The sequence below is a fragment of the Leptolyngbya sp. Heron Island J genome (assembly GCF_000482245.1).
GTDB lineage: Bacteria > Cyanobacteriota > Cyanobacteriia > Phormidesmidales > Phormidesmidaceae > Leptothoe.
The window spans coordinates 260,142-273,913 of record NZ_AWNH01000115.1 but is presented as its reverse complement, the minus strand read 5'-3'; the positions used below and the strand labels follow the sequence as shown (position 1 = coordinate 273,913).

At 47.3% G+C, this 13,772-nt stretch carries 13 protein-coding genes; 4 read left to right on the top strand and 9 right to left on the bottom strand.

The genetic code is table 11. The annotated features are described in order from the left end of the window. Window positions 1-176: 176 nt before the first annotated feature. A complete protein-coding gene (locus tag N836_RS76845; protein WP_161635063.1) occupies window positions 177-320 on the bottom strand; it encodes a hypothetical protein in 144 nt (47 codons plus the stop codon). 13 nt (window positions 321-333) lie between these two features. Between N836_RS76845 and N836_RS71535 the strand changes: the two genes are divergently transcribed. Beyond that, window positions 334-1,107, top strand: coding sequence for an ATP-binding cassette domain-containing protein (locus N836_RS71535; protein ID WP_023076932.1), 774 nt, complete (start codon window positions 334-336; stop codon window positions 1,105-1,107). On the opposite strand, the gene mltA is transcribed toward N836_RS71535, so the two are convergent. Both mltA and N836_RS71525 read right to left on the bottom strand, forming a co-directional pair. Next, a complete protein-coding gene (gene mltA, locus N836_RS71530; RefSeq protein WP_023076931.1) occupies window positions 1,064-2,182 on the bottom strand; it encodes a murein transglycosylase A in 1,119 nt (372 codons plus the stop codon). The two genes, N836_RS71535 and mltA, sit on opposite strands and share 44 nt — an antisense overlap. Window positions 2,183-2,228: 46 nt before the next feature. Further along, window positions 2,229-2,483 carry a hypothetical protein gene (locus N836_RS71525; RefSeq protein ID WP_006515131.1) on the bottom strand — a complete coding sequence of 85 codons (255 nt, stop codon included), beginning with the start codon at window positions 2,481-2,483 and terminating at the stop codon, window positions 2,229-2,231. Window positions 2,484-2,667: 184 nt separating this feature from the next. Between N836_RS71525 and N836_RS71520 the strand changes: the two genes are divergently transcribed. The 3 genes from N836_RS71520 to N836_RS71510 are packed head-to-tail and all read left to right on the top strand — an operon-like array spanning window position 2,668 to window position 4,490. Beyond that, complete coding sequence (locus N836_RS71520; RefSeq protein WP_023076930.1) at window positions 2,668-3,192, top strand: hypothetical protein; 525 nt, start codon at window positions 2,668-2,670, stop codon at window positions 3,190-3,192. 32 nt (window positions 3,193-3,224) lie between these two features. Beyond that, complete coding sequence (locus N836_RS71515) at window positions 3,225-4,112, top strand: hypothetical protein (protein WP_023076929.1); 888 nt, start codon at window positions 3,225-3,227, stop codon at window positions 4,110-4,112. Between the two features lie 12 nt (window positions 4,113-4,124). Next, window positions 4,125-4,490 carry a DUF2237 family protein gene (locus N836_RS71510; RefSeq protein ID WP_031294711.1) on the top strand — a complete coding sequence of 122 codons (366 nt, stop codon included), beginning with the start codon at window positions 4,125-4,127 and terminating at the stop codon, window positions 4,488-4,490. A 42-nt stretch (window positions 4,491-4,532) separates the two neighbouring features. Here N836_RS71510 and N836_RS71505 read toward each other — a convergent pair whose 3' ends face one another. The 6 genes from N836_RS71505 to N836_RS71480 all read right to left on the bottom strand — a co-directional run bounded on the left by N836_RS71505 (window position 4,533) and on the right by N836_RS71480 (window position 13,524). After that, the gene (locus N836_RS71505; RefSeq protein ID WP_023076927.1) at window positions 4,533-4,781 is read right to left on the bottom strand and encodes a MoaD/ThiS family protein; all 249 of its coding nucleotides are present in this window, start codon (window positions 4,779-4,781) and stop codon (window positions 4,533-4,535) included. 103 nt (window positions 4,782-4,884) lie between these two features. Next, window positions 4,885-8,031, bottom strand: a complete 3,147-nt coding sequence (locus N836_RS71500; protein ID WP_023076926.1) for a hybrid sensor histidine kinase/response regulator — start codon at window positions 8,029-8,031, stop codon at window positions 4,885-4,887. A gap of 70 nt (window positions 8,032-8,101) precedes the next feature. Then, window positions 8,102-11,290, bottom strand: a complete 3,189-nt coding sequence (locus tag N836_RS71495) for a methyl-accepting chemotaxis protein (RefSeq protein WP_023076925.1) — start codon at window positions 11,288-11,290, stop codon at window positions 8,102-8,104. A gap of 109 nt (window positions 11,291-11,399) precedes the next feature. Next, window positions 11,400-11,918 (bottom strand): chemotaxis protein CheW, encoded by a 519-nt coding sequence (locus tag N836_RS71490; RefSeq protein ID WP_023076924.1) that lies wholly within the window; start codon window positions 11,916-11,918, stop codon window positions 11,400-11,402. A gap of 9 nt (window positions 11,919-11,927) precedes the next feature. After that, entirely contained in the window at window positions 11,928-12,302 is a 375-nt protein-coding gene (locus tag N836_RS71485) for a response regulator transcription factor (protein ID WP_023076923.1), read from the bottom strand. 103 nt (window positions 12,303-12,405) lie between these two features. Beyond that, complete coding sequence (locus tag N836_RS71480) at window positions 12,406-13,524, bottom strand: response regulator (protein ID WP_023076922.1); 1,119 nt, start codon at window positions 13,522-13,524, stop codon at window positions 12,406-12,408. Window positions 13,525-13,772 lie beyond the last annotated feature (248 nt).

Genomic DNA, 13,772 nt, shown 5'->3' with positions numbered 1-13,772 from the left:
GCTAGAGTACTAGCAATTTTTTACAGAGGCCACGGATAAAGCTCCAGGGTAATAGCCTGGCCCATAATTTTTTTCAAATTTACGATCCGCGCTGTTGCTAATTTGAGGGCTCGCTGTGTCCTCCATGGCGACCAACTAACGACGCAGGCTCGCTCTAAACAACAGGCAATTATCGCTCAGGCGCGACCAGGGCGATAGCTGCCATTGATTAAATTTCGGCATTGCTGATCCTCGCGATGGCTTGAGCTGTAAGCAACCGTCAAATAGAAAAAACCGTAGATCAACTCATCCCCTAAATCAGCAATCGCTAAATTTCTCACCTCAGCACCTCCTATGAAAACTCCTTTTGAAATTCGCTATAACAACATCAAACTCAAAGTAGAGAGACTTTATAAAAGCGCTGCTCAGCCTGGTGAAGAGCGCTTTCCAGGTCTAGAAGATATCTCCTTTACCCTCAAAGGTGGAGAATGTGTTCACTTACATAGCAATGTCCCATCAGCCAACAGATTATTGCTAGATGCTCTGAGCGGGCATATTCGCATCGACGCTGGCGCTATTTGGGTCGATCACCAGGGGCGATGGCTCAACTTACCCCAACTCTCCCATCGTCAAATCGACCAAATCCAAGCCCGCACCATTGGCTATCTGGGCCAGAGTGAGACACTGCGCCGTGAATCTACGGTGCTCGATTGCGTATCCCGTCAATTACTTGAGCTAGGTCTGACTCGTACACAGGCTGAGGCTCAAAGCCGTCATGTTTTAGATTGGGTGGGTCTAGCGCGACGTCTGTGGCACCAAGCGCCTAAACACCTGACTCTTAATGAACTGCATCAAGTCAATCTGGCGCGTACATTTGCCATTGATTACAGCGTCATTGTGATTGATGGGTCGATCAATCGTCTGGAACCAGAAAATCAGGAGCGTCTGATCACGTTAATTGAATATCGCAAGGCTCAGGATACGTGTTTTATTGGCCGGTTTGATCAGGATGACCTGCGCCAACAAATTTGCGAGCGCCACCTCTCCATCCACGTCCCCACGTACATCCCGAAGGACATTCCCCCTATTCACGCAGTAGCAAATAATATAGCTGCCCACTCGTATTAATCAGACCTGCCTGTTCTCCAGCCTCAATACCTGTACCCACAAAAATATCCACCCGACCGGGACCACGAATCGCCCCACCAGTATCTTGATCCAGCACATAGCGATTGACGGGTATGGACTGCCAGCTATCGGCTGTAGTCGGTATCGGCAGCTCCAAACTAATCAAAGCCAATGCTCCGGGTGGCATCAGAGTTTTATCGGTCGCGATTGAGCGCCCCGCCGTCACCGGCACATTCAGATTGCCAATTGGTGGTGAGCCCCCCGTGGCCTTAAAGAATACAAACCGATCGTTTTGGGGTAGATAGCGATCCAGAGCCTCTGGCTGCTGCTCAAAATAGTCCAGTAACACGGGCAGGGATAACTCTGATTCTTCCACAATGCCATCCTTCACTAAGGCTCGGCCAATGCTGATGTAGGGATACTCTGTGCGCCCGGCATAGCCCACGGACATCACTGAGCCATCCGTTAGCTGCAGCCGTGCTGAGCCCTGTACTTGCACCAAAAATGCTTCTAGTCGATCTCGCAGCCAGACTAGTTCTAAACCCGCTAACGGCCCATTTTCACCCTGCAATCCATCAGTGCCTTCTAGTTCAGCCCGGGTGGGGTGGGGTAGTGGCCAGGTATCGAGATCCGTCGGTAAGCCGTATAGGGGATAACGATACTCTGCTGTGGGTACGGCACTGGCGGTGTAGGTAGGCTCAAAGTAGCCGGTAAATTCCACCTGACCCTGACCGTCATTACCCACGGAGCGATAAAACTCGAACTCCTGACGCACGGCTTGCTGCAGCTGCTGCGCCGAATGACTGGTGGCCACCAGCTGACGAAACCGCACCAGACTACGCTGCACCCGTTCGCGAGTAATACTCGATATCGGATACTCGGCATAGGCACTTACAGCCGCGTCCGTATTCAAATAATCCAGGCTGTAATCAATGGATTGGAGCAAGCGAGTGCGTTCTTGACCAAACTGAGCGTCGTACCCCAAACAGAGCTCAGGGACAAACTCAACGTGACAGTTGCCCCGAACCAGTGGTACTGCTGCTGCCGATACTGGATAGCAAACCGCAGCTGCCATCAAGGCTGTCCGTAGCCACCGTCCACTCAGTATCACTATCCGTCACCTAGAAGCGCTCTACACTGGAGCTAAACTGTGGCTCAACTCGAATCGCCACTAGCCGAGAAGGCCGAATCACCATATATTCGCCTGGATTAATCTCTGGCAGTGGCACCTTAATAAAGTCGTCTGAAGAAGATTTGGGCATCAGCTCATTGCTGTACCACTTTTGAAAGTCTTGAATCGATGAAAACCTTACTTCCTCATGGTGGCCACCATCAAACAGCAGATGGACAATAAATTCGCTTGGTTTCCTGGGCATAACGGCTCGTCGATTTAAGTCATCGCCCTATTATGGACCTCCAGCTGTCAAAAATTGCATCTAATAACGATACGAATGCTTACAAAATATTCACCGGTTATCTGACGTTCGACAAATGGCGATAGAGTTTATCTGTATTTTTGGTCCTGATTCTGTTTCGTAGTTAGCAATACTTCCTGATCCCATGTTGCGTAAAGTTTCCATCGCCATCGGTACTCTTGTGCTTGTCGGGCTGCTGGTTGTCGGTGGCTGTCAGTTCACCCAGCTCAATGCCTCTCAACCCAGCGACACGGCAAAATGGGAGCAAATTGAAGCACAAACACCTGCGATCGCAGTTGATAAAAAAGCTGTTATCAATGGCGGTGAGTTCAACAAGTTCTTCCCCACAGCTGACGGATACGAGAGGGTTTACACCCAAGAGAAGGATGGCTTTGCTGAAGCTAAGATCAAGCAGGATGGGAATACGTTAGCGATGGTGTCCGTATCGGATACAACCTCTAATCCCAGCGCTGCTGCCAAATATGAAAATAGCGATCGCACCTTGTCAGGGTATCCCGTCGTGGAGGTTGGCAGCACAGCCACGAGTCTCCTGGTTGCCGATCGGCTGCAGGTCAAAGTCCTCTCACGAGATCCAGCATTTACCCCAACTGACCGTGAAGCCTGGCTCGAAAAATTTGACCTTGCTGGTCTTGCTCAGCTCGTCAATTGATATCGCCTGCGCCACTCTACGAGGACATCACCATGAGCAAGTCAATTTATGAGCTAGTTAACGAGTTACCGCAGAAAAACCTCACGGTTTTTGCCCTCCGCTCCCTGGACAGAATTTTGCCTGGAGAATGGGAAAACCTGGTTGGCTTTGAAAACACTATTCGCCAGGTAACTGGTGAGAGTGACACCGCCATCATTGAACAAATCGGTGCGCGAGCCCTTCAGCTTTATAACGATAAGTCTGAAGGGTATCAAAGAGCGATGTGGCTCTATCAGACAATTGATTCTACTGGGCGAGCGTTAGGTCAAGCCGCTCTGGCCAACAAAATGACCGAAAATGTGCGCTTTCTGTCAATTGTCAACCGCCTCACGCCCAAGGCTGACAAAGCTCAGACCATTGATCTGTGTATGAAATTAGTAACCGAAATTGTCGCTTTTTGCAAAATCAATGGCATTCCTGGTGACAGTGTTGGGGATTTTGTTAAAGCCCTGGGAGACTATGGCGGCGAGTCGTTAATCCGGATGGCAGCCCTGGTGTGCTTTGACGGTCTCGTGCCCCTGGGACCTAATTTTATTAAGCAAACCGAAACCGTATTAGGAAATCTCACCCCTAAGGACCTGGACAACAATCCAGCGTTTAAGGCCATTAAAGAAGCTGTACCTGGCGCTAAAACCGCCGATCAGCTGACCTTTATTGGTGCTAGCTTTGAATCGGTCAAAGGCTGGATGGGCAACTTTGTGGAGTCTAAAGGTATTACACCCCAAAGCGTTGTTGCTAACCTCAAAACATTTGTGGACATCGCCGACGATAAGATGGACTACTTTGGTGCCTTCTTAGATATTTCCATCAATTATTATGAGCATACAGGGGTACAAACCCTGACTCGTCGCCTGGTTGAGCGGGCTGTTGCTGAGATTTAGATTTTTCAAACTATGGCAATTATAAGAAACGTTCTGGGTGAGAATTTACAAGTGTGCTGTACCAGTCCGATGACCGGATTTTACCGTGATGGTACCTGTAATACAGGCCCTAATGATTTAGGCTCCCATGTTGTGTGTGCTGAAGTTACAGAAGAGTTTTTAACCTATACCAAGGCCCAGGGCAATGACTTAAGTACACCGATGCCAATGTATCAGTTTCCGGGTCTCAAGCCAGGGGATCGCTGGTGTCTGTGTGCTAGTCGCTGGAAGGAAGCCCACGAGGCCGGGTTTGCTCCTAAGGTAGTGCTAGCAGCAACCCATGAATCTGCCTTGAAAACAGTTTCCCTCGAAATCTTGAAAAAATACGCCACAGAGTAAGTGCGGTCATTATTAGCATACTCGCGAGCCTCTGCCAATGGGTTAACCACCACTCACTGGTGGAATTAGAACAACTTCGTCGCCATTGTTCAGGGTAGTATTGGGTTCAACAAACTGTAGGTTAATGCCAAAGCGGGTGAGGTTTTGCCACTTTTTTAGTTCAGGGTGTTGATTGCAGATGCGATCGCACAGCCCACCAATCGTTGTTCCTTCAGGCAACTCCATGGTCATTTCAGGACATCCCAAAACATCCTGATATACCGCAAATAGCTTCAAGGTAATGACGATCATGCCTGTTGCTCACTCTAATCTGTGCCCATAAATCTTAGGCTATAGGGGTATGACCTGTCCCTTCAGGACGTGCAAAAATTGCATGAGATCTTGGCACTAAATCCTAATTCAAAGGAGCAGCTGTTGCTTGAGCTAGGGTATCAAGCAACAGCTGCTCCCGATAGGGTTTTGAGAAATAAGCATTGGCTCCCAGCTTCATTGCCAGTTGACGATGCTTATCGCCTGTCCGGGATGTCAGCATCGTTATGGGAATATGCGAGCAACGTTCGTGGGACCGAAGTTTTGCCAAAAAGCCATATCCATCTAAACGAGGCATTTCGATATCACACACAATCGCGTTAATATCCAAACCAGCATCCAGTTTTTCTAGCGCGTCCAGACCGTCCTTTGCCTGGGTGACCCGATACCCCTGCTTTTCTAAGGTTAAGGCCAGCAACCGTCGAACATTGACCGAATCATCCACCACCATGATCGTCGGCTGTTTAGCAGCATTCGCGCCTGAGTTAGGCTGTAGGTCACTGAGCTTGCCGCTGAGTAGAGGATTACCATATAGCACAGCAGCTTCTTTAATATTCGAACCTTCACAGCTCAATATCCAGCGCAGAAACTCTGGTGCGTTGAGCAACGGAACGACTTGACCGTCCCCAAAAATAGTACAGTTATTAAAGCCTGTCGGCATCGGCACCGTTCCTTCGACTCGTCGCAGCGCTACTTCTTGTTCTCCCCATGAGCGGTCAATCTGGAAACCAAACCGCTGCTCGTTATAACGGAATACTAATACCGTTGGCACGGTTACATTAGGACTCATCTCCAAGCTCTCAATGTGACGCGCACAGTTGAAGGCAAGCCATTTAGCCATACGAATTAACCGGATCGGCTGACCGTTACGAGTAAACATTTCGCGACCGCCATCGTCATACACTTCTTCATCAGAAACTACAGTAATTTCCTGGAGGTTATCCGTTGGAATAGCCATTGGCAGACGATTACTCTCAGCTAATAAAACCCTGGTAACAGAAAGGGTATAAGGAACTGAAATGGTAAAGGTTGAGCCCTGACCAGCCTTAGTGGAAACACTGATATCACCACGAATCTCTTCAAGATTGTTGCGAACCACGTCCATGCCCACACCACGGCCAGAGAGCGTTGTCACTTGACTCGCCGTACTAAAGCCAGGTTCAAAAATCAATGAGAGTAGATCGGTTTCACTGGCCGTGGCTAAGAGAGACTCATCTAATCCCATTTCCTTAGCACGGGCACGAATTTTATCGAGGGGAATACCGCGACCATCATCTTGAATTGTAATCACAGTACGGCTACTACGTTGTTGCGCATTGATGGTAATAGTGCCCTGCTCTGGCTTATCAGCAGCTATACGTTCAGTGGGTGTCTCAATGCCATGGTCAAAGGCATTGCGCAAAATATGCATCAACGGATCGTTGAGCGACTCTAAAATATTGCGGTCAATCAGCGTCTTATCGCCTTCTACTTTAAGTTCTACCGATTTACCAAATTCCAGAGACAGCTCGCGTAATGCCCGAGGAAAACGATTGGTAATATCCGATAGGGGTCGCATGCGCAGCTGGTTGAGATTGCGCTGCAGCTGACGAGTAGTGCGCTGTAAATTTCGCGACGATTGTTCTGCTGTATCGACGCTAATTTCAATATCATCGGCAACTTCTCGCAGTCTTACCGCAGTTTCCATCATGTCACGGAAGGGCAAGTGTCGCTCGTCGTAGCGATCCATCTCCAGCGTGTCAAACCCTGAGGTATTGCTACTACCCAATCCCTCATTAGATAACGTCAGGGCAACGGCATCACTGTGACCATTGGTGGCAGCCGGTAGCATCATTTGATTGCCACTAGATGTTTTGTCGTAGACATCGCGCAGATCTTCTTCGGATGCTTTTAAAGAACGTAGTCGCTCGTGAAGCAGCGTAACTAATGTTCTCAAGCGTTTGACTTCACTATCGAGGCGATGACGCTCAATGGTTAGATCACCAAAATAATCGTTAAGTTCATTGAGCTGTCGTACTGAAACTCGTACGGTGGTATCGTGACCCACATCTGAGACTGCGTTAGTCTCACCACTGGTTTTGCTAGAGAAACGAAATTCTGCTTGAGACTTGGTTGTATCCTGCCCCGTAGGCTGTTCCCCAACAGGTTCTACGACTGGTGTCACTGGTTGAACAGTCTCTTCTGGTTTAGTTTCTACCGTTTGAGCAGTAGCAGGTTGAACAGTCGTTTCTATCGGTTGAACATCTTCTGAGGCAAGTGATTCCACAGATTGAAAGATGTCTGTCGTTTGAGCAAAAATATCCTGGTCAGCTGGAGTATTTTCTGCTTGGGCAAGAATCGTAGCCCAATCATCTTCTGCATCCGGTTCTATGCCTGGCATAGAATCAGCGGGTAAAAGCTCGTCAACTGCACTCACTTCACTAAAGAGATCGGCAGCAACAGTCGTCGCGGGCACCTCGAAACTTAGCCCTGATACTGCTGTGGGCAATTGGTCAGCTTTGCCTTCTAGAATCAGATTTTGGGATTGTCTCCATATACTCAAAGCCGCTTGGGCGACTTCCATCACCTGAGCATTGCTGGCACCATGGATAGCTTGCCCAACTGAAGTACATAGCTCACAAAAGGAGGATAGCTGTAGCATCTCTCCTAGGCCGCCTAACTCTTGAGCAAGGATATCGACTTCTTCACGTAGCTGTGGACTTTGGCTGGAAATGGCAGATTCTAAACGAGTCAGACAACCTTCAACTTCAGTACCAAATAAGACTGGGATAATATCTTGATTTTCATCTGATGACAGCAGGATATTCTCGTCCTCAGGCTCAGTCTCTCCCAAGATCTCGTAAAGCTGCTCAAAAATAGGTAGGGCTGTGCCATTGAGCCAAGTTTCATCAGGAGGTGTCTGTCTGCGATCGCACTCAATTACCTGACGCAACACATTCACCGCTGACAATAGCAATCGTTCTAAGTCATTATCTACTACCAGCCCATCACGTTGGACCTTAAGCACCTTCAATGAGTCTTCAAGCCGATGGGCAAAGTCACTCAGCAGCGCATATCCCATCATGGCGGCACCACCTTTGATGGAGTGAGATGAGCGTAAAGCGGCATCAATATCACTACGCAAGACACCCTTTTGCGCTAAATCCAATAATGCCCCATCCAGGGTTTGTAGATACTCATCCGCTTCGTCTAGGAACTGAAGCTTAATTTCAAGTTCTTTATCAACCGCCATGATGTCGCACCTTTTTGGAAACCTGCCTTATGTGACTGCTTATTACTCAACAAACAACATGTTATTGCCTTTAAGGTGCACTCGAAACTCCATTATCGTCCACCTTAAAGGCAGCCATAGACAGCTCCAGTTCCTTAGCGACTCCCACGGTCTGTTGCAATGCTTCTGAAACCGTCTTCGACGAACTGGATGTCCGCTCAGATACCAGGGAGATTTCCTGCATCAGCGTAGAGACATTCGCCGCAGTTTCGACCTGAGAAACCGTTGCTGCCGAAATTGTCTGGACCAGCGCATCAATCTGCTGAGAGACCTCTACTATACGAGCTAAACTCTGCTTGGCTTCATCCACCCGGCGGGTTCCTTCAACCACTTGAGACGTACTACTTTCAATGGCATCCACCACATCAGCAGTCTCTCGTTGGATACTATCTACAATACGTTCAATATCCTGCGTTGCCGCTGCTGAACGTGCAGCTAACTCACCAACCTCTTCAGCAACAGCCGCAAATCCTTGGCCCTCCTCGCCAGCACGAGCTGCCTCAATACCGGCATTAATAGCCAGTAAATTTGTTTGGGTTGCAATCTGATTAATCAGAGAAACAACCTTAGAAATTTGTTGAGAGGACTCACCCAGACGCTTCACCTTCTTAGCCGTTTCACCAACAGTGGTTCTAAGTTCCAAAATATTTTGTACTGTTAAATCCATGGCAGCTCCGCCAACTTCAGCGGTCTGTGAAGCTTCACGGGCCACTACAGCCGCCTGCTGAGCACGGTCAGCCGCCTGGGTAATCGCCATGGTCATGGTTTCCACAGAATCCAGGGTTTTGATCGTCCGTTCAGCTTGCTGCAGTGCATCTTCGGCTAGAGCCTGCATAGCAACTTTATTGGACCCCAGAGAGGAGTTTACCTGAACCGCTGAAGCTTTAACCTGAGTTACAATCTGGCGGAGACTCTCAATAATGGCGTTAAAGAAGTCCGCAACAGTCCCAATTTCTCCTGCCGAGACATCAGCACGTACAGTCAAATCACCACGAGCAGCACCTTCTACGTCATCCAAAAGACCCAATAGTTCCATTTGCAGGGTCTCTTGACGTTGTCGCCGCTCTTCGGATAAGGCCTCGGCTTCTAACTGTGCCTGTTGCTTTTGGTTAAACAAACTGATTTGATCAACCGATAGACCGACCTGTAAAGCTGCCTGCTTAAAGAAGCTAATATCTAATTCACTCCAATCCCTTGAACCTGAACACTGATGGGCAACCAGTAAACCGATGAGTTCGTCATTGCCTAAAATCGGGGCCACCAAATTGGCCTGCACCTTAAACGGCCTTAGCTGGCCCAAGTGACATTCAGTTAATCCGGCTGCAAAAATGTTACTAGTTGCTTGCACACGTCCTCGACGATACTGTTCAACATAGTCAGACGCAAAGCAAGGATCGGCAATATTGACACCCAAGGCAGTCGGCCATCCCATCCCTACTGACTCAGAAACAACATCACCACTCCAATCCTCGTTAAAGCGATAAACGATCACTCGGTCTGCTTCTATGGCTTTGCGGACATCATTGACAGCAATACTATAGAGACGTTCTTCATCAAGATTATTTTTGCGGAGATCGCTGGTTAGGCTGGCTAATTGATTGGCCCGCTGTGCGGCTTTTGCCTGCGAACTAGCCTGGTCAATCAGAGTTCCCTCAGAACGGAGAACCGTGCCGGTTAAATCGTTAAAAGCTGTTGCTAACTGTCCTACCTCGTCCCTGGCAAAGATATCAGCTTTTGCCTGGCGCTCTCCTCCTGCAAAGGCCTCAGTCGCCTTCTGTAGTCGTTTAATTGGATTAGCAATCGAACGCCCTAATAGCTGGGCTAAAAAGATATCGGCTAAAATAGCAAGCAGTGCAATCAGAAATTGGATCTGTAAGCTTCTGTTAATCAGCTGTTGCAGCTTCACTTCTGAGGTACCTCGGATTAAAACTCCGATCGGTTCACCATTAATGTCACTTAAGGTTCTAGCAGACATGGCGTAAGCCTCGCCGTCAGGCTCCACAAGACGCTGCGACACCACCTCACCTTGATTTTGTAGAGCACTCGTTAGCAGGGCATCGTCGTAAACTTCTTCATCCACTTCAATTTCATCCTCACCTTCATCTAAATCAGCCGATGTAGCGAGTTGAAAACTATCGGCAGCATCACCTAGATAAACTGCAGCATAACCAGTGCCAAACGCTTTTACACTGCTTTCTACAATAGATTCTTTGCCATTGACCACATCACCGGCAATCAAAACGCCAACCAGCTGATTGGCTTGGTTTTGGGAAAATACAGGAGTCGCCACATAGCGAATCAATGCCCTATCCCCGTCAGTGAGTAGTTCTACACTTTGACGCTGGAGTTCACTGCGCTCGACTAAACCGTTAGCCTTGAACTGTTGTCGTTCAGCAACAACTCGCGAGACCAGGCCATAGGGATCAAATGTTTCACCGACTCTATCAGTCTGAGCATTAGCTATAATTTTGCCATCAATACCGACAAGTGTAGAGTATTCAATATTTCTGGCTTCAATTTCCCCTTGTAAAATCTCACGGACAACAGCTCGCTGATTAGCGTTCACTTCAGCATTGTTAGTAACGCTTTCAGCTAAGTTGACAATCGCCGTATTTTCAGATTGTCCACGAAAACCAAATCCCATTTGGTCTACTTTGATGTTGTATTGAAGGCCGGTGACCGCTAATTCAGCCTCAGCTTGTTTTAACAACTGCTGACGAGCACCGCTAATAATTAATAACGACCCGACTCCAACTAAACCAATAACTGAAATAACTTCCGATGAAATCAAACCGATTAGCTGTTTACTGCTAACAGGTAAATCGTAAAACCACTGTAGTAAGGTACTACCACCAGAAACAGTCAGATTTTCAGGAGCATAGCGACGTTCACCTTCGCCATATTGAACTCCCCGATAGGACAAAACAGGTTCAGACTGATTGTCTAATGCATTCTCTGCTGAGGTATTGTTGGGAACTGCAGCGATTGAAGCATTTTGACGACTAGACGCAGCCAGCTCTTTTAGCTGAGCAGCCAGCTCTAGATTTGGATCTTGCTGTCTACTGTTTTCTAGTTCGTTGTTATTGCCCGCAGATTTCACCACAACACCTTCCAATACTCGATCGTTTTTAGAATTGCTTGCTTGAGTAGGGATACCTTCCGCTGCGTCTACCTCAGACTGTGGCTCAGCACTTGAGTTTGGATCAACATCCATAGCCATAAGAAATTTCCTTTAGATAGCGTTTCAATAACAATTCTTAAAACGATTAGAGCAGATAAATATAAATAGCCGACAACAAACAGTGGGTTACTTCAAGTAACTAAGGCGCTTAGCTTGTCTGCAGAACTGAAGATTGAAGAAGGGATTCAACGTCTAATATAAAAATCGTTTCGTCTTTGTGAGTAACACAGCCTGTTAGGTAAGGCAAAATGATACTGCTTACATTGTTCGGAGGCGGGTGGATAGCTTCAGGGGAAAAGCTCACCATACCGTCAATTGATTCCACTTGTAGCGCCAGGGGAGTGGAGCGCCCTTGAACAATAATTAAGTTGTACTGTTGACTGTGCTTATCAGGGATAGGTAGCCCCAATAAGCGGACTAAATTAGCTACCCAAAATACACGTCCACGACGGTTGATGAGACCTAACAAAGCTGCAGGCATATTGGGCATTGCCATCACTCGACGCGTTGCTAAAACAACGGCTTCTTGAACATCACGAGCAGGCAGCATGGCTACAACATTCGGAGCCAACTGAAATTTCAGGAATGACTTCGCTAGTACAGGGCTATCTTTTTTTAGGGATAGAGCAGACAAAATAATGACCTCATGAACAACATGCGATCGCACATTAGTAATTTACAGTACCGACTTAATTACCTTAAGTAGTTCCTCACGTTCAAACGGCTTTGTAAGATAGGCATCTGCTCCCTGTCTCATACCCCATAACCGATCAATAGCCTGATCTTTGGAAGAACAAATAACCACTGGTACCTTTTCAGTTTCAGGCGCACGCTTTAAGCTACGACATAGTTCAAAGCCACTCATTCCAGGCATCACCACATCCGTGACAATCACACTAGGTTGACTAGCAATTGCCTTGGCCAACCCTTCTTTTGCAGTCACAGCATGGATGACACTATAGCCCTCCTCCTGCAAATAATGGCTGATTAATTCTCGTTCAGAGGGTGTGTCCTCAACAATTAGCACCGTAGCTGTTTGAATTACTGTCATACTCTGCCTATCATCCCCTAAATGTGTTCAACTAACCTGAGTTAATAATAGTGACTATTACAAATTTGAGTAACCAAAACAAATGAACTATTGAACCCACTCATTAGTTAGGCTCTACAACCGGCAAATGCATGAACACCATTTTTAGAAGCTCTGACTGACTAAAAGGCTTCGTCAGATAACCAGAGGAGCGGACCAATTTAGCCTTCGCTCGGTCAATAAATCCCGTATTTCCTGTCACCATCACAATAGGCGTGTTTCTAAAACTTGGATGCCTGCGCAAGAGAGAACACAGTTCGTAACCATCTAAATTAGGCATGGTCACATCCAACAAAATTAAATCTGGCCGACAGCGCATAACCTGCATTAATGCTTTAACAGGATCGTTAATCGGCACAACATTCAGACTTTTATCATTCAAAAACTCTTGGATAGCGTTCAAAACAGTGGGACTATCGTCAATGCAGGCAATCGTATAAACAGCTCGGCGAACATCCGGAGATGCTGACGTACCAGCCATACCACTTTTGGGTTTTGATACCAGGCTAGCAGTAGCAGACTGAGTAGTTTTATTGGATTCAGCCAACCCTTTAGTAGAGGTTGGCGCAGGTGCCACAGCATTACTAGATGTGGTAGCACTAGTGTTCGGCATCACGGCTGTTCCACCGGAAACAACGGACGGTGATGCCATTAGGTTTTGTCGCCGGTTGCGCTGACAAATTTCAACAATGGGGCGCAAGTCTAACTGACAAAGCACTGGGTACTCACCAATGTCATCTAGTCCCAATAAATCATAACTACCTTCTTGTACTCCTAAAAAAGACTCAATCACTTCTATCGCCATAGCACGAATCAAACTACTCGCTTGATCTGGCGTCAAATGAGATTGCTCTACTAGCCAACTAATGGCTTGATAATCGGGTGTTAAAGGAGCTTGTTTAGGGGACTGTTCAAACATCAACCGTAGCTGCACTCGAACGGCACCAACCAAGCCGGAAACTTCACTACTTAAGGCCTGAAGATGACGATCTAAGCGATCAAACGGTGCCTCTGTATCCGTGGCAAAATTGAGTTTTCCTTGGTTAAGAAAAAGTGACCATGAGTTTGTCCCCGAGTACAACTTGAAGTGACCACTCACCTGACGGCTAATCAACTGAGCCAGGAAGCTTAGAGGATGTAACTTCTGGGTTGCACCATAACCCACAATCGAACGACTGTTCATAACTGAATGTTTAACGATACAGCAAAAAGCCAAAACCCTTTGGGGTTAAACAGACCAAAGCAAAAGGATATGTCCTTATCACACACGGCCATAAATACACATATAAACTCTCGACTCAATAACCATACAAATGGTTTCTTCCCTATGGGAAAGGATTATGTAGAAATGGAGATGAGTTTATGCGCTATCTTCACTATGAAGAAATTCCCTCCTTTTCTTGCTCAGTCCGGACTGTATACCTTTAAGAA